We start from the raw sequence: 16,212 nt of genomic DNA, 5'->3' as shown, positions 1-16,212 counted from the left end.
ATTGGTGTTCGGCTTGAATGAATTGTTAGGTGCCAGTCGGCCGAACCGGCTCGCGGGCACCGGATTTTGGGGCGAATGCTACTTTCTTGCCGCTCACGAGTTCAACAATGAACTTGTTTGAGCTATTGAAGCCGATGTTATGCACCCAAGCAAGGTGGGAGACAGTGCGCAGAAGCTGCGACTTGCTCTCATAGAGTTGGTCAAGCTGGATGGTGCGAACGAGCCGGCCGCGGTTATAGAAGAACAGAACAGGCTCGTTTAGCGTCACATCCAGTGGAACGAGGTTCATGCCGTCGTAGCCAACTACCACCGACTCTCCGTCATCTGATAGAAACAGCCAGCGATGCCATCCGGGTATTGGCCATGGTTTTTGCCCAGAGGCCTGCGGAGACACAAGCGTCACGTTTGTGGCAGGGTCTGAAGTCGCACAAAGCTTCCGAGAGGGGGAGCAAGCTGTCAGCTTTTCGGGCGGAGGCAGCGGAGTATCGGCAAGCGCTGGACTTGCAAGAAAAGCAACTATGAGTGCGATAGAACTTTTCATGGCACCTAGACATAATGATTCCCTGTGCAGGTGTCGGCCTCCGTGTTTTCTCGTGGGTTAGTTAAACCAGAGCCACACTGTTTGTTGATCCAATAGGCAAACAATCACAGGAGGCCGACATGTCTAAAGCTAACACACTTTTTATCGGTTTGGACGTGCACAAGGAGACCACTGACGTGGCCTGGGTTTCTGATAAGCCGGCTGACACAGTGCACTACCATGGCACTGTTCCAACCAACCTGCGTTCACTTGATAAACTCTTTAAAAACCAAACAGCCAAAGCCAGCAAGCTGTGCGTCATTTATGAAGCCGGTCCCTGCGGTTTCTGGCTCTATCGTCATCTGTTGCGCCGTGGCATTGAATGCTGGGTGGTAGCGCCGGCGCTCATCCCCAAGGCCCCGGGAGACCGGGTCAAAACCGATAAACGCGATGCCATGACCTTGGCCAGACTGGCCCGCAGTGGTGACTTGAAGTCTATCTATGTTCCGGACGAACGGGACGAGGCCATCCGCGACCTTATCCGCTGCCGGGAGGATGCCATGCTCGACTTGCGTCAGGCGCGGCAACGGCTGAAATCCTTCCTGCTGCGTCATGGCCACCCCTGCAGCGGTCGCCAACACTGGACCGAAGCCTATCGGCGTCATCTGGCGGATATCAGCTTCCCGGAAAGTGCCAGCAAAATTACCTTCCAGCATTACATCCACACCGTGACCGAGCGCTATGAGCGCTTGCAGCGGCTGGAGTTAGAACTGCAAAGCCTGGCTGAAAGCTGGCGCTGGTATCCGCTGGTGCAGCGCCTGACGGTGCTGCGGGGCGTGCGTTTTCTGTCCGCCATGACCTTGTTGGCCGAGCTGGGTGACCTGCGGCGCTTTGCCTCGCCGCGTTCCTTAATGAACTTTGTCGGCCTGACACCCAGTGAACGCTCCAGTGGCCAGCGGGAACGAAGGGGTGGTATCACCAAATGTGGCAATGGTCATGCCAGGCGCATCTTAATCGAATCGGCGTGGGCCTATCGATTTCCAGCCCGGGTCTCGCGGGAGCTGGAAAGTCGTCAGCAGGCGCATTCCATCAAGTTGCAAACCCGCTCCTGGGAAGTGCAGCAACGCCTGTGCCGACGGTTCCATGCCCTGAAGGCGCGGGGCAAAGAGTACAACAAGGTGGTCACTGCGGTGGCACGGGAGCTGACCGGTTACATCTGGGACCTGGCGCAGGGCTTTGACGCCGAGAAACCAATACAAGCGTTCTGAAGCTGATTTAAGCAATCACTCTGGCAGTACCGGGCTGCGGCAGCGGTGCGAGCAACCCTCGAGGGCGTTAAGCGGTCACATCCGCGCTCCTAGACTGAGGCAAGGCTCCAACGGCGAACACAAGTAATGCGAATAACCAAACTCGCGGATATCAGCAAGGTCAACCGCCGACACTTACTCGCCCAAGCCCGTCTGCCAGAGTGTCCTTACCGGAGCGTTTTTGGCCCTCCGGTAAGGACACTATTATCTATTTGACAAAGGAAATCATATCAACGCCGTGGTTTGGGGCCGAAGTGGAGCGCCAGCGGAACGGAGGTCCCAGCCGCAGGCGACAACACCACCTTGTTATGGCTTTGATTCAAGCTCAATGTTTTCACCATCGATATAAGCAGTTGCTGGCGGCTGACTACCACTAAAGTTAATAACGTAGCCATATTCTGACACTGGGAATACCAGAGATGTACCGACTACTTTTACCGGCATTTCTTGAAAGCCTGAATAGACACCAAGATACTCCCCAGAACCCGAAAAGACAGCCAATCTCCGCATGCCTTTATTGGTTTCGGTCACATATGATACGGCAACCAAATTGAAACATGTGTTTTCGTTACACAAGTTTGGGAAGCTCACATATTCCCCTTCTTGCGGAAAGTAGCCGCCGGGATTATTCACCTTAAGCCAATCAGAAGCGCTTCCAGCATAGGAGGAACTAGAAACTAAAATGCTTAAAATCAAAGTAAGAAACTTCATACTTGCTTAGCCATAACGCCGCCAGCAACTGCCGGAGTGAATTGGCTGCTTTTTTGCGTCTTTTTGCAAAAAAGAAGACAGTTTACGGAGGTCAGATTGACTGGCCTTGTTATGCATCTATATATCCGCCGATTTCTTTATCACATTCGAAGAGTGCTAAGTAAGTATTTATAAACCAATCTTTTGCACCGTCCTGAGCCAAAACTTGCTCTCTAGTTACTGGGAAGCAATCAAAGACCTCTTCAGCGTCGAAGGGAGAGGAAGAGCTATCTTCTATTCTCATAATTCGATTATCTGGAGTTAACCATACATGTGATGTTACAAAACAATCTTCTTCATTTGTTCCTGGCCATTCGCCAGTGATAAAAGAAACCCATACATGCCTATCGTCTTGGTGTTCAATTAAGCCAACACAAAATATAGTGTTTGAACCGTCAGCATAATTGAATACGCCACGAATTATCTTCATGTCATGATCTCGGCCGCAATTACAAGGCCGATAACTTTCTTTCCTTTTCTCAATGTATGGCTCGAAGCTCATTACTTACCTAGTGCATAACAGCTGTATAGTGCGCATGCGCGTTTTAGTCCTCGGAGGAGTGTAAACGCGCAACGCTAAGTTTTTGTATTTAATAATGAAATAGAAATTTATTCAAATATACCTGGCAGCAAAACGCGCATGCGCGGTTTCTAAACCTATTAACACTATCTCTGAAAGCGTAAGTCATTAATTTAAATTGGTTTATATAAGGCGCTTCAAAATTAACGCGCAAGGTTTATGCGCCTTTTCGGTGCCTTTTTCCCAAAAATTAAATACGACTGTACAAAAGTACTGTACACACTCAGCCATTCAGAGTTTTGAAAATCCGACGGTTGCACTTTCTATTGCATGACCTAGATACAGGCCATAGGCCCTGCTATGTGCGTTGAAACGGCATGGCTACCGCACGGGCTGAAGTGCTCTGCTTCGTCCCTTAGCTTAGTTTTATCTCCTTAGATCAGCATCTTGTCAGAGGTTGCAGCCATTCGGCAAGCGATAATTTCATGCTTTGGGGTCTTTTGACTGAGACAACCATTAGCCGGAGAGGAACACCATTGAACAAGCACTGACGCACCAGTGACCGTCCGAGCCATGGATGGCGAGGGGAGGCTATAGGGACATATGCACGCCGTGTCACGGGTGTGGCAGTGCGAAAGCCCACTGCAAGTGATTAATGGCATCTGATGCCGGAAGATGCTGTAGAAGCGAGTGGTAGCCGCTGTGGCAGCAGCAGAATGTAGTGTGTCTGCCAGGCTCACAACTGGGTAAGGCATGGCCCTCTTACCTGCTGCCCGGCTTTTCAGCAAAAAAAAAGCCCCTCAATGAGGGGCAAGAGAGGAGAAAGACCGGGTGATGGTCATTAAGGTACTCAGTTGTTGCGATTGAGACGGCTCTCGATGAGGGTATCAATCACTGCCGGATCGGCCAGGGTGGAGGCATCGCCCAGGTTGGTGACTTCGTTGGCGGCAATCTTGCGCAGGAAGCGGCGCATGATCTTGCCGGAACGGGTCTTGGGCAGACCGGTTGCCCACTGGATGAGATCCGGTGTGGCCAGGGCGCCGATTTCCTTGCGCACCCATTGGCGCAGTTCCTGACGCAACTCTTCGGTGGCTTCGGTTCCCTTGGTCAGGGTCACATAGGCATAGATACCCTGGCCCTTGATGTCGTGGGGATAACCCACCACGGCGGCTTCGGCAACCAGCTCATGGGACACCAGGGCACTTTCCACTTCGGCGGTGCCGAGGCGGTGACCGGAAACGTTGATCACGTCGTCCACCCGACCTGTTATCCAGTAATAGCCGTCTTCGTCACGACGGGCACCGTCGCCGGTGAAATACATACCGCGGAAGGTTTTGAAGTAGGTGAGGGCGAAGCGTTCATGGTCACCATAAACGGTGCGCATCTGTCCCGGCCAGGAGTCCAGCATCACCAGATTACCTTCGGTGGCACCTTCGAGGATATTGCCCTCGTTGTCCACCAGGGCCGGTTTCACGCCGAAGAAGGGACGGGTGGCCGAGCCGGGCTTGGTGTCTGTGGCACCCGGCAGCGGGGTGATCAGTATGCCGCCGGTTTCGGTTTGCCACCAGGTATCCACTATCGGGCAATGGCCGTGGCCTATCACCTCGTGGTACCAGCGCCAGGCTTCGGGGTTGATGGGTTCACCCACAGAGCCCATGATCCGCAGCGACTTGCCGCTGAAGCTGTCGAAATGCTCCTTGCCTTCGGCCATCAGGGCGCGGATAAGGGTAGGGGCTGTGTACAGGGTATTGACCTGATGTCTGTCTATCATTTCGCCCAGACGTTTGGGGCTGGGATAATTGGGCACACCTTCGTGGATCAAAATGGTGGCACCGTTGGCGAGCGGACCATAGACCATGTAGCTGTGGCCGGTGATCCAACCCACGTCGGCGGTACACCAGTAGATTTCACCTGGCTTGTAGTCAAACACGTATTCATGGGTCATGGCGGCATACACCAGGTAGCCACCTGTGGTGTGCAGTACGCCCTTGGGATTGCCTGTGGAGCCTGAGGTGTACAGCAGGAACAGCGGATCTTCGGCGCCCATTTCCTCCGCCGGGCACTGATCGGCCATACCTTCGCAGGCCTCGTGCCACCAGAGATCGCGACCCGCTTGCCAGTTGACGTTGCCACCGGTGCGTTTCAGCACCAGCACACGCTCCACAGTGGTGACATCGGGATTGATCAGGGCCTGGTCTATATTGGCCTTGAGCGGAATTTTACGGCCGCCACGCACGCCTTCATCGGCGGTGATCACCAGTTTGGACTTGCCGTCAATGATGCGTGAAGCGATGGAGTCCGGTGAGAAACCACCGAACACCACTGAATGCACGGCGCCAATACGGGCGCAGGCCAGCATGGCCACGGCGGCTTCGGGCACCATGGGCATGTAAATGGTGACCACATCGCCACGGGCTACGCCCTGGGCCTTGAGGGCATTGGCAAAGCGGCACACTTCGGCATGCAGTTCGCGATAGGTCAGGGTGCGCTGCTCGCTGGCGTCATCCCCTTCCCAAATAATGGCCTTGGTGTCGCCCTTGGTTTCCAGATGGCGATCGAGGCAGTTGGCGGAGGCGTTGAGGGTACCGTCATAGAACCAGTTGATGGATAGGTCCCTGTCGTCGAAGGAGGTTTTCTTGATTTGGGTATATGGCTTTATCCAATCAATGCGCTGGCCGTGCTTGCGCCAGAAGCCATCGGGATCGGTAATGGATTCCTGATACATCACCTGATATTGCTCGTTGTTTACAAGTGCCTTGGCGGCAAAGTCGGCATCGACCTTGTAGAGAGACTGCGTGCTCATGGGACTTCCCTTTTTATCTATAGCGTGGAATGAGTATGGTCATGGGGACTTCTCTACTCCATTAGACCTTGGTCTAGTTTATAAATTCCTTTATTTTTCAGTCTAGTGCATCATGTTTCTTGGCTGGATTTTGACCGCTTTCCGGTGCACAATAGACCAAAAAAATGAGCTTACTATGAATCTGACCCTGTTTGTTGCCGTTATTGCGGTTTTTTACGTCTTTCTGCTGTTCCTGCTGGCCTGGGGGGCGGAGCGCTGGTTCAGCGGCGTCACCAAAAAGCTGCAGGTGTGGATCTATGGCCTGAGCCTGGCGGTCTATTGTTCCTCCTGGAGCTTCCTCGGCACCGTGGGTCAGGCGGCATCGGACATGTGGTCCTTCCTGCCGATTTTTATCGGCCCCATTCTGGTGTTCACCCTCGGCTTTGGCCTGCTGCGCAAGATGGTGCTGGTGTCCAAGGCCCAGAATATCACCTCAGTGGCCGACTTTATCGCCGCCCGTTACGGCAAGTCACAGTTGCTGGCGGCCCTGGTGACCCTGATAGCCCTGTTCGGCATCATGCCCTATATAGCCTTGCAGCTTAAGGCAATGATCGCCAGTCTGGATTTGTTCCAGCACCCGGATGATCCCCTGGACGCCGGCAATGTGGGACTGATGATCTCCGCTGTGCTGGCGGTGTTTGCTATTCTGTTCGGTACCCGCAAGCTCGATGCCACCGAACACAATCCGGGCATGATGCTGGCCATTGCCTTTGAATCCCTCGTGAAACTGGCGGCCTTTTTGCTGGTGGGTGCCGTGATAAGTTTTGGGGTTTTTGATGGTTTCGGCGATATCTGGCAGCAAGCCGTGGCCCGGGATCTGGTGGCCAATCCCACCGTCAGGCTGGAGGCCATATTGCCGGATCTGCTGGTGGGAATAGCTGCGTTTCTCTGTATGCCCAGACAATTTCACGTGATGGTGGTGGAGTGCGCCGGTGAGCAGACCTTGAGCCGTGGCCGCTGGCTGTTTCCCGTTTATATCGCCTTGTTTGGCCTGTTTGTGGCGCCCTTGGCGCTGGCGGGCAAGGTGCTGCTCGGTGACAGCGTGCCCGCCGACAGTTATGTGATTAACCTGCCGCTGGCGCTGGAGCAACCGGCCCTGGCTGTAGTGGCGCTGCTCGGTACCCTGTCCGCCGCCACCGGCATGGTGATAGTGGCGGTGGTGACCATATCTGTGATGGTCAGTAACGAGTGGCTGGTGCCGCTGATGCTCAAAACCGGCCGCATCCGTGAGAAGAATTTCAGCCAGTTTTCCACCTTTTTGCTCAATGCCCGCCGCCTGACCATAGTGCTTATTCTGGCCATGGGCTATTTGTCCTACCTGAATTTGTCCAACAGCGACTCACTTTCGCACCTGGGCATGCTGTCCTTCGGGGCCTTTGCCCAATTGGCGCCGGCGCTGGTGGGTGGCCTGTATTGGAAATACGGCAACCGCAGCGGCGTGTTCCTGGGCCTGGTGGCGGGCTTTGGCCTCTGGGGCTATGTGCTTATCAAGGGCGCCATGGGGGAGGCTGGAGGCGCCGGGGAAGGCCTGCGGCTGCTGGCCTATATCAGCCCCAATGTCAGTGATACCCTGCTGGCACTGCTGGTGAACAGTGTGGCCTATGTACTCGGTTCACTTTGGTTTCGCGCCGGGGTGGTGGAACGTATTCAGGCCAGCGCCTTTGTGTTGCCAGGTGAGCTTAAGGGCAGTGGCAATCGCAAGACAGTACCCATCAGTCAGCAGGATTTGCTCATTCTTGCCAGCCGTTTTGTCAGCCCCACCCGGGCCTATGAAAGCTTTTCCCGTTTCTCTCCCGAAACCGTCAATCGCGACAACTGGAACAAGGCGGCGCCCCCTGAGTTGATTGCCCACACAGAGCACATGCTGGCCGGTGTGCTGGGGGCCTCCAGTGCGGCACTGGTGATGGATTCGGTACTGCAGGGCCGGGATCTGGCCCTCGATGAGGTGTTCAGCCTGGTGGATGAGGCCTCAAGCAAGGTCATGCTGAGCCAGGAGATCCTCCGCGGCGCCATTGAACACGCCTATGAAGGGATCAGTGTGGTCGACAAGGATCTGAACCTGGTGGCCTGGAATTTCCGCTATGCCGAGCTGTATCAGTATCCGAGCAATTTTTTGCAGGCGGGTATGCCCATCAGTGAAGTGATCCGCTTTAACGCCGCCCGCGGCTATTGCGGTGAGGGCGATATTGAGGAGCAGGTGGCGCGCCGGGTGCAACATATGCGCGATGGCACGCCCCACACCTCGGAGCGGCAACGCAGCGACGGCAAGGTGATCAAAATTCAGGGTAACCCCATGCCGGACGGCGGTTTCGTGATGACCTTTACCGATATTACCCAGTACCGGCAACAGGAAAAGGCGCTGCTGGAAATCAACGAAACCCTGGAAAGTCGGGTGCGGGAGCGTACCTATGAACTGGCGCTGCTCAACAGCCAACTGCTGGAGGCCAAGGCCCAGGAGGAAATGGCCAATGCCTCCAAGAGCCGCTTCCTTGCCGCCGTGGGTCACGATTTGATGCAGCCCCTCAATGCCGCGCGGCTGTTTACCGCCAGCCTGTCCCAGTACCCCAAGCTCGATCAGGAAGCGCGCACCACCTTGTCCCATGTGAACAGTTCGCTGCGAAATGCCGGTGAGTTGCTGACGGATCTGTTGGATATTTCCAAACTGGATTCGGGGATGGTGGAAGTCAATCGCCGTGATTTTGCCGTGGCCGATCTGCTCAATGGCCTGGCGGTGGAGTTTGACGCCATGGCGACCGACCATGGTATCCGTTTTGCCATGGTGCCGAGTACGGCAACCATCAATTCCGATCCTGCGCTGCTCAGGCGGGTGCTGCAAAACTTCCTCACCAACGCCTACCGCTATGCCAAGGGGGGCAGGGTGCTCCTCGGTTGCCGCCACAGGGACAAGGCCCTGGAAATTCAGGTGCTGGATACCGGCTGCGGCATAGATGAAAAAGAGCTTTATGAAATATTCAAGGAATTCAAACGGCTGAACAATCCAAACAGTCAGGGGGTCAGCGGATTGGGACTGGGACTAGCCATTGCCGACAGGATAAGCAAGGTGCTGAACCATGAAATCCGGGTCACTTCGGTGCTGGGTAAAGGGTCCTTGTTTTCCATCCTGGTGCCGCTCGGAGAAACCGTCAGCCAGGTACAGCCCAGGGCCACTCCAGCTGTGCTTAAGCCACTTGCCGGCGTCAAGGTGCTGTGCATAGATAACGAGGAGGCCATTTTGGCGGGGCTGGAGAGTCTGCTCAGCCGCTGGCACTGCGAGGTGATCTGTGCCCGGGATCTGGGGGATGCGCGCATCAAGCTCGGTCTCAAGGGCGTGGCGCCGGACATAGTGCTGGCCGACTACCATTTGGATGATGGCCAGAACGGCGTGGACGCCATGGACGGGATCCGAGCCCTCTACGGTCAGCAACTGCCGGGGATCCTTATCACCGCCAACACCCGCAAGGAATTGGTGGAGGATGTGCAACGCCGTGGCTATCACTACATGGCCAAGATGATCAAACCGGCCTCCCTGCGGGCACTGATCTCCAGCCTGGTGAAGGCGGCCTGAGGCTTGCTCCCTGCGTAACGGCAAGGTATAAAGGCGCGCCGGATGTGTCCGGCGCCTGAACTGGAATAAGGATTAAGATGACAGTGGTGGACAACCCTACCCCCAAAGCCGATGGCCAAGAACACCGTACTCAGGAAGCTCATACCCAAGAAGCCCATGAGCCGGTGCAAATTTGGGTCGATGCCGATGCCTGCCCCGTGGTTATCCGCGAGATGCTGGTGCGCGCGGCCTTTCGCAGCGGCATAGTGGTGACCTTTGTCGCCAATCAGGCGCTGCGGATCACAGGTGCCGCCTCCATTCGTTGCCTGCAGGTGCCCAAGGGCTTTGATGTGGCCGACAATGAGATAGTCAGGCGCGTAAATGCCGGTGATCTGGTGATAAGCAACGATATTCCGCTGGCGGCGGAGGTAATAGACAAGGGCGCTTTTGCCCTAAACAGCCGCGGTGAGCTCTTGACCCGGGACAACGTCCGCGCCCGGCTGAATATGCGGGATTTTCTCGATACCATGCGGGCCAGCGGCGTCGATACCGGCGGCAGCCCCAAGTTGAGCCAGGCCGACAGGCAGGCCTTCGCCAATGAGTTGGACAAGTTTGTGCTTAAGTTTCAGCGCAGTCGCTGAGCAGATAAGAACACGCCTGCATTTGCAGGCGCGGGTTTCAATTTAATTCGACCTTATCCATTTCCAGCTGCTGCAGGGCGATGACCGCCTGGGTGCGGTTGCGAACCCCGAGCTTTCTGAAAATGGCGGTGGCGTGGGCCTTGATGGTGGCTTCGGACACGCCCAAATCATAGGCTATCTGTTTGTTCAGCAAGCCTTCGGCAAACATCTGCAGCACCTTGTACTGCTGGGGCGTCAGCTCAGCCAGCTTACCTGCGGTTTGATCCGTGCCACTCTCATCCAGGGCTATCAGTTCTATGCCCTCCGGCAGCCAGATATCACCGTACAGCACTGAGGTCATGGCCTCGGTGAGGGTATCCATGGAGGCTGATTTGGGAATAAAACCGGCGCTGCCATAGTGGATGGCACGGCTGATGGTCTGAACATCCTCATGGGCAGAAATCACCACCACAGGCAATTCGGGATAGTGGGCCCGCAGATGGATCAGGGTGGAATAGCCGTGGGCCCCCGGCATTTGCAGGTCCAGCAGCACCAAATCGTAGGACTCGGCGTCCTGGTCCAGCAAGGTTTGCAGCGCCTCGGCGCTGTCGGCTTCAAACCAACGGGTGTCGGCAAAGGCACTTGAGAGTGCCTGGCGCAGGGCGTTGCGGAACAGCGGGTGGTCGTCGGCTATGATGACATTCAGATTTTCGAGCTTCATGGCGTTTATGGTTATCTTGGTTGCACGTGAAGATAAGCCAATGTAGCAGAAAAGTAATGCCGGTTCCTACCGCTTTATTACCCCGCCAATCGACAAATACCCTTGATTAGCGGGGGATTAGACTAAAGTCTAACTGGCTTGGGGCTCCAGCCACACCCGGGTAGGTTGCCGCTGGTCATCAATGGCCACAAAGGTAAAGACGCCGCGGATGGCATGCTCGCGTCTGTCCTGATACATGTCCTCAATATAGATATTCACTTCCACCTTGAGTGAGGTATTGCCCACGTGGATCACCCGGGCTACCAGTTCCGCCAGGCTGCCGGCCGGAATGGCCTTGTTGAAGTCGATGCGGTCGGAACTCACAGTGACCAGGGTTTTGCGGCAAAAGCGGGTGGCGGCAATAAAGGCAGTTTCATCCATCCAGGCGAGGGCTTCACCACCGAACAGGGTGTTGTGATGATTGGTGATGGACGGAAATACCGCCTTGATCACCCGGGCTTCGGATTGTTCGATGCGTGCGAGCATGGCGTCGGACAGGGTGGAGACGGTTTCTGTGGGGGACATGGGCAACCTGCGGCTTGAGCTGAAAAAGGAGCCGGATTATAGCCATCCGGGTGGCCAATAAATAGCGATTCTGGCCGAAATTTGCCCGCTTGGCGCAGGTTTTACATCGCCATGGTTATTCTGTTACACCCGGGTCATTGTCGGGTTACAGGCTGTTAACTTTACCTCCGATAAGGGGAACAAAGCGGAAAACAAAAAAGCCCCGAATGTCGGAGCCTTTTCAAGGAAACCCGGCGCTGAAAGCCGGGTTCGGAAAACACGGTACTCAGCGTTTGGCCAACAGGGCGCGGCGATCGCGCACCGCAGCTGCCAACTCCCGCAACAACTGTTCGGAATCTTCCCAGTGCAGACAGGCATCGGTGATGCTCTTGCCATAGCACAGGGGCTCACCGGCTTTGACCGCCTGATTACCTTCTTCCAGGAAACTTTCGGCCATGATGCCGGCGATGGCCGTGGAGCCACTGCGCAGCTGTGCCATTATGTCCTTGGCCACGTCCAGCTGGCGCTTGTGCTGTTTCTGACTGTTGCCGTGGCTGAAATCCACCACCAGACCTGTGTTGATGCCAACGGACTCCAGCTTTTGCTTGGCGTCATTCACATGCTCGGCACTGTAGTTGGGGGCCTTGCCACCGCGCAGAATGATGTGGCCGTATGGGTTACCATGGGTGCGGTACACCGCCATGGCGCCATCCTTGTCCGGCGAGTAGAAGATGTGCGGCACCTTGGCAGCACGCACTGCGTCCACGGCGATACTGATGTTGCCGTCGGTACCGTTCTTGAAGCCCACGGGGCAGGAGAGGGCCGAAGCCATTTCCCTGTGTACCTGACTTTCGGTGGTGCGGGCACCGATGGCGCCCCAGGTGATGAGATCGGCAATATACTGACCGTTGACCATGTCGAGGAACTCGGTGGCGATGGGCAGCTTGAGTTCGGTTATCTGCTGCAGCAACTGCCGCGCCAGACGCAGGCCCTTGTTGGGACTGAAACTGCCGTCGAGATCCGGATCTGAAATCAATCCCTTCCAGCCCACTATGGTCCGCGGCTTTTCAAAATACACCCGCATCAGGATGCACAGATCCTCTTTAAGCTCATGGTGCAGCTTCGCCAGACGACCGGCGTATTCCAGTGCCGCCTTGGTGTCATGGATGGAGCAGGGGCCGATAACCACCAACAGGCGCTGATCTTCACCTGTCAGTATGGCTTCCACCTCGCGGCGCTGGGCCACCAGATAATCGGCCGCTTCCTGGGTCAGAGGATATTCAGACGCCAATTGGGCGGGTGAAATAACTTTACAAAGAAGGGATGTTCGCAGTTCGTCTGTTTTAATGGTCATTCATCATACCGGTATTCGTGCGGGCTTATCGCTGGATTGAACCGGATTATAACCAATAGTGTTTCGCTGCACAGCGGCAATTGCTGCATTTATCGACAACCGTGCAATGAAATTGATTTAAGTTAGATCTGAAATGGAAATCCCTTGCACTATCAGAACATATGCCGTTCGAGTCCGGTGACATCGATGATCTTGGTGGAGATCTCTTCCACCGAGTGGTTGGTGGTGTCGATATAGGGGATGCGTTCACGTTTGAACAGCATTTCCACTTCCTTAACCTCAAGTCGACACTGGCGCAGGGAAGAATAGCGGCTGTTTTCCATCCGGCTCTGGCGGATTTCATGCAAGCGCACCGGATCTATGGTCAGGCCAAACAGCTTGTGCTTGTTGCGCTTAAGCGCCTCGGGCAACTTGAGGTTATCCATATCATCTTCGGTAAAGGGGTAGTTGGCCGCCTTGATACCGAATTGCATTGACAGATACAGGCTCGACGGGGTTTTACCGCAGCGGGATACGCCGAGCAGGATAAGGTCGGCCTTGTCCATGTGTTTGAGGGTCTGGCCATCATCATTTTCCATGGCGAAGTTGATGGCATCTATCCTGGCTTCGTAGCTGTGATTGGCCTTACCGTGGGTTCTGTGTGTGACCGGCTTGGCGCTGACCCCCAGTTGTTGCTCCAGCGGTGCCACGAAGGTGTTGAGAAAGTCGTAATCCAGGCCTTCACTGGAATAGATGATGTCGCGGATATCGGCGTTAACTATGGAATGAAATACCAGAGGGCGTTCCCCTGTCGTAATAAAACTATCATTGATCTGCTTTTTTACCGCCTCGGCCCTGTTGATAGTTTCGACAAATGGGATGGTAAGCGCTTCAAATTCCATCGGAAATTGTGAAAGTACCGCGTGACCGAACACCTCGGCCGTGATCGCGGTTCCGTCGGAAATGTAGAAAACTTTACGAGCCATACTTACCCCATGTAGTAATAAAATTACAAAGAAAATTATAGATTTACGCTAACCCTGCCGAAGTGTAAAATGCCGCTGCCCTCGTGTGAAGGGGCCACTTAAATAAACTTGCGGAGATAGAACAGTGCAGCAATATGTACTCTGGTATCAGGAATTAGGCATGGGCGACGTCAACAAGGTTGGCGGTAAAAATGCCTCTCTTGGCGAGATGATAAGCAATCTGGCCAATGCCGGCGTTCAAGTACCTGGCGGCTTTGCGACCACGGCTCATGCGTTCAATGAGTTTCTTGAGCAAAGTGGAGTTAACCAGAAGATTTATGACATTCTTGACACTCTGGACGTCGACGATGTCAATGCACTGGCAAAAGTGGGTGCACAGATCAGACAATGGGTGATTGAAACCCCATTCCAACCCGAACTCGAGCAGGCCATCCATGAGGCCTACAACAAGCTGTCAGCCGAGACCACAGACGCGTCCTTTGCGGTACGTTCTTCCGCAACCGCCGAAGACATGCCCGATGCCTCTTTCGCCGGTCAGCAGGAAACCTTCCTGAACGTTAAGGGTTACGATGCCGTGCTGGTGGCCATCAAGCACGTGTTTGCTTCACTGTTTAACGATCGCGCCATCTCCTACCGCGTGCACCAGGGCTACGATCACCGCGGTGTTGCCCTGTCTGCCGGCGTGCAGCGCATGGTACGCTCCGACAAGGCCGCTTCAGGCGTAATGTTCACCATAGACACCGAATCCGGTAACGACGATGTGGTGTTTGTGACTTCTTCCTACGGTCTGGGTGAAATGGTGGTGCAAGGCGCCGTTAACCCTGACGAATTCTACGTTCACAAGCCAACCCTGACCTCAGGCCATCAGGCCGTGGTGCGTCGCAACATTGGTTCCAAGCTTATCCAGATGGTCTACTCAGACGATCTTTCACACGGTAAGCAGGTCAAGATTGAAGACGTTGAGCTGGCCAACCGCCGCCAGTTCTCCATCAGCGATGCCGAAGTGATGGAACTGGCCAAGCAGGCCATGATCATCGAGAAGCACTACGGTCGTCCCATGGACATCGAGTGGGCCAAAGATGGCAACGACGGCAAGCTGTATATAGTACAGGCCCGTCCCGAGACTGTGCGTTCACGTGAAGACGTACAATTGATTGAGCGCTATCACCTCAAGAGCCGTGGCGCCGTGATCTGTGAAGGTCGCGCCATTGGTCACAAGGTCGGCAGCGGTGTTGCCAAGGTACTGAAGTCCATCGACGAGATGGACAAGATCCAACCCGGCGACGTGCTGGTGACCGACATGACCGACCCTGATTGGGAACCCATCATGAAGCGCGCCAGCGCCATCGTCACCAACCGTGGCGGTCGTACCTGCCACGCGGCCATCATCGCCCGTGAACTGGGCGTGCCAGCCGTTGTGGGGTGTGGTGATGTGACCGACCGTATTCAAAACGGCCAGATGGTGACCGTATCCTGCGCCGAAGGCGACACAGGCTACATCTACGATGGTAAGCAGGAGTTTGAAGTGGTTTCCAGCCGTGTGGATGCCATGCCCGCACTGCCGATGAAGATAATGATGAACGTGGGTAACCCCGACCGCGCCTTTGACTTCGCCCGTCTGCCAAACGAGGGCGTGGGTCTGGCCCGTCTGGAATTCATCATCAACCGCATGATAGGTATTCATCCCAAGGCGTTGCTGGAATTCAATCAGCAGGATGCGGCGCTGCAGGAAGAAATCAACGAGATGATCGCCGGTTACGAATCACCCGTTGAATACTATATCGCCCGTCTGGTGGAAGGTATTGCCACCATAGCCGCCGCCTTCCATCCGAAAAAGGTGATTGTGCGTATGTCTGACTTCAAGTCAAACGAGTACGCCAACCTGGTGGGTGGTGATCGCTACGAGCCCGAGGAAGAGAACCCCATGTTGGGCTTCCGCGGTGCCAGCCGTTATATCTCCGAGTCTTTCCGTGACTGTTTCGCCCTGGAATGTGAAGCCATCAAGCGCGTTCGCAACGAAATGGGTCTGAAAAACGTTGAGATCATGATCCCCTTCGTCCGCACCCTGGGTGAGGCCGAGCAGGTGATTGAACTGCTGAAGGAAGAAGGTCTGGAGCGTGGTAAAGACGGTCTGCGCGTCATTATGATGTGCGAACTGCCATCCAACGCCCTGTTGGCAGACAAGTTCCTGGAGCACTTCGATGGTTTCTCCATCGGCTCCAACGACCTGACTCAGCTGACCCTGGGTCTGGACCGCGACTCCGGCATCATCAGCCACCTGTTCGATGAGCGTAACGAAGCGGTTAAAGCGCTGCTGGCCATGGCCATCAAGGCCGCCAAGGCCAAGGGTGCCTACGTGGGTATCTGTGGTCAGGGCCCATCGGATCATGCCGACTTCGCCGCCTGGCTGGTGGAGCAGGGCATAGACACTGTGTCTTTGAACCCAGACACTGTAATCGACACCTGGCTGTACCTGGCTGAAGCCCACGGCTAAGCAATTTACCTTTGTGTCACAAAAGCCGCTTT

General features: G+C 55.2%; 12 protein-coding genes. 4 read left to right on the top strand and 8 right to left on the bottom strand.

The window, feature by feature from the left end:
* Positions 1-25 precede the first annotated feature (25 nt).
* Positions 26-310, bottom strand: a complete 285-nt coding sequence (locus JYB84_RS10105; RefSeq protein ID WP_207319974.1) for a hypothetical protein — start codon at positions 308-310, stop codon at positions 26-28.
* 350 nt (positions 311-660) lie between these two features.
* On the opposite strand from JYB84_RS10105, the gene JYB84_RS10100 reads away from it, so the two are divergent.
* Positions 661-1,788 (top strand): IS110 family RNA-guided transposase, encoded by a 1,128-nt coding sequence (locus JYB84_RS10100; RefSeq protein WP_207319884.1) that lies wholly within the window; start codon positions 661-663, stop codon positions 1,786-1,788.
* A 345-nt stretch (positions 1,789-2,133) separates the two neighbouring features.
* Here JYB84_RS10100 and JYB84_RS10095 read toward each other — a convergent pair whose 3' ends face one another.
* The 3 genes from JYB84_RS10095 to acs form a co-directional block, all read right to left on the bottom strand.
* Positions 2,134-2,538 carry a hypothetical protein gene (locus tag JYB84_RS10095; protein ID WP_207319973.1) on the bottom strand — a complete coding sequence of 135 codons (405 nt, stop codon included), beginning with the start codon at positions 2,536-2,538 and terminating at the stop codon, positions 2,134-2,136.
* Positions 2,539-2,647: 109 nt separating this feature from the next.
* Positions 2,648-3,007 carry a hypothetical protein gene (locus JYB84_RS10090; protein WP_207319972.1) on the bottom strand — a complete coding sequence of 120 codons (360 nt, stop codon included), beginning with the start codon at positions 3,005-3,007 and terminating at the stop codon, positions 2,648-2,650.
* Positions 3,008-3,947: 940 nt separating this feature from the next.
* A complete protein-coding gene (gene acs, locus JYB84_RS10085) occupies positions 3,948-5,900 on the bottom strand; it encodes an acetate--CoA ligase (RefSeq protein ID WP_207319971.1) in 1,953 nt (650 codons plus the stop codon).
* 175 nt (positions 5,901-6,075) lie between these two features.
* Between acs and JYB84_RS10080 the strand changes: the two genes are divergently transcribed.
* Together JYB84_RS10080 and JYB84_RS10075 are read left to right on the top strand one after the other, a co-directional pair.
* Positions 6,076-9,504, top strand: a complete 3,429-nt coding sequence (locus tag JYB84_RS10080) for a hybrid sensor histidine kinase/response regulator (protein WP_207319970.1) — start codon at positions 6,076-6,078, stop codon at positions 9,502-9,504.
* Positions 9,505-9,668: 164 nt separating this feature from the next.
* Entirely contained in the window at positions 9,669-10,124 is a 456-nt protein-coding gene (locus JYB84_RS10075; protein WP_207323179.1) for a YaiI/YqxD family protein, read from the top strand.
* A gap of 37 nt (positions 10,125-10,161) precedes the next feature.
* Here the strand turns inward: JYB84_RS10075 and JYB84_RS10070 are convergent, their stop codons facing one another.
* The 4 genes from JYB84_RS10070 to ppsR all read right to left on the bottom strand — a co-directional run bounded on the left by JYB84_RS10070 (position 10,162) and on the right by ppsR (position 13,686).
* A complete protein-coding gene (locus JYB84_RS10070) occupies positions 10,162-10,824 on the bottom strand; it encodes a response regulator transcription factor (protein ID WP_207319969.1) in 663 nt (220 codons plus the stop codon).
* 129 nt (positions 10,825-10,953) lie between these two features.
* A complete protein-coding gene (locus JYB84_RS10065; RefSeq protein ID WP_207319968.1) occupies positions 10,954-11,388 on the bottom strand; it encodes an acyl-CoA thioesterase in 435 nt (144 codons plus the stop codon).
* Between the two features lie 265 nt (positions 11,389-11,653).
* Entirely contained in the window at positions 11,654-12,721 is a 1,068-nt protein-coding gene (locus JYB84_RS10060; protein ID WP_207319967.1) for a 3-deoxy-7-phosphoheptulonate synthase, read from the bottom strand.
* Positions 12,722-12,873: 152 nt separating this feature from the next.
* Positions 12,874-13,686: a posphoenolpyruvate synthetase regulatory kinase/phosphorylase PpsR gene (gene ppsR / locus JYB84_RS10055; RefSeq protein WP_207319966.1), complete on the bottom strand. Its 813-nt coding sequence runs from the start codon at positions 13,684-13,686 to the stop codon at positions 12,874-12,876.
* Positions 13,687-13,810: 124 nt separating this feature from the next.
* Between ppsR and ppsA the strand changes: the two genes are divergently transcribed.
* Positions 13,811-16,180 (top strand): phosphoenolpyruvate synthase, encoded by a 2,370-nt coding sequence (gene ppsA / locus JYB84_RS10050; RefSeq protein ID WP_207319965.1) that lies wholly within the window; start codon positions 13,811-13,813, stop codon positions 16,178-16,180.
* Positions 16,181-16,212 lie beyond the last annotated feature (32 nt).

The organism is Shewanella cyperi (assembly GCF_017354985.1).
Taxonomy (GTDB): Bacteria; Pseudomonadota; Gammaproteobacteria; order Enterobacterales; family Shewanellaceae; genus Shewanella; species Shewanella cyperi.
This window is presented reverse-complemented; position numbering and strand designations above follow the sequence as displayed.

Excerpts from the sequence above, each read along its gene's own strand:
- JYB84_RS10100 (WP_207319884.1), top strand. The coding sequence starts at position 661 with ATGTCTAAAGCTAACACACTTTTTATCGGTTTGGACGTGCACAAGGAG.
- JYB84_RS10095 (WP_207319973.1), bottom strand. The coding sequence starts at position 2,538 with ATGAAGTTTCTTACTTTGATTTTAAGCATTTTAGTTTCTAGTTCCTCC.
- JYB84_RS10090 (WP_207319972.1), bottom strand. The coding sequence starts at position 3,007 with ATGAAGATAATTCGTGGCGTATTCAATTATGCTGACGGTTCAAACACT.
- acs (WP_207319971.1), bottom strand. The coding sequence starts at position 5,900 with ATGAGCACGCAGTCTCTCTACAAGGTCGATGCCGACTTTGCCGCCAAG.
- JYB84_RS10080 (WP_207319970.1), top strand. The coding sequence starts at position 6,076 with ATGAATCTGACCCTGTTTGTTGCCGTTATTGCGGTTTTTTACGTCTTT.
- JYB84_RS10070 (WP_207319969.1), bottom strand. The coding sequence starts at position 10,824 with ATGAAGCTCGAAAATCTGAATGTCATCATAGCCGACGACCACCCGCTG.
- JYB84_RS10065 (WP_207319968.1), bottom strand. The coding sequence starts at position 11,388 with ATGTCCCCCACAGAAACCGTCTCCACCCTGTCCGACGCCATGCTCGCA.
- JYB84_RS10060 (WP_207319967.1), bottom strand. The coding sequence starts at position 12,721 with ATGACCATTAAAACAGACGAACTGCGAACATCCCTTCTTTGTAAAGTT.
- ppsR (WP_207319966.1), bottom strand. The coding sequence starts at position 13,686 with ATGGCTCGTAAAGTTTTCTACATTTCCGACGGAACCGCGATCACGGCC.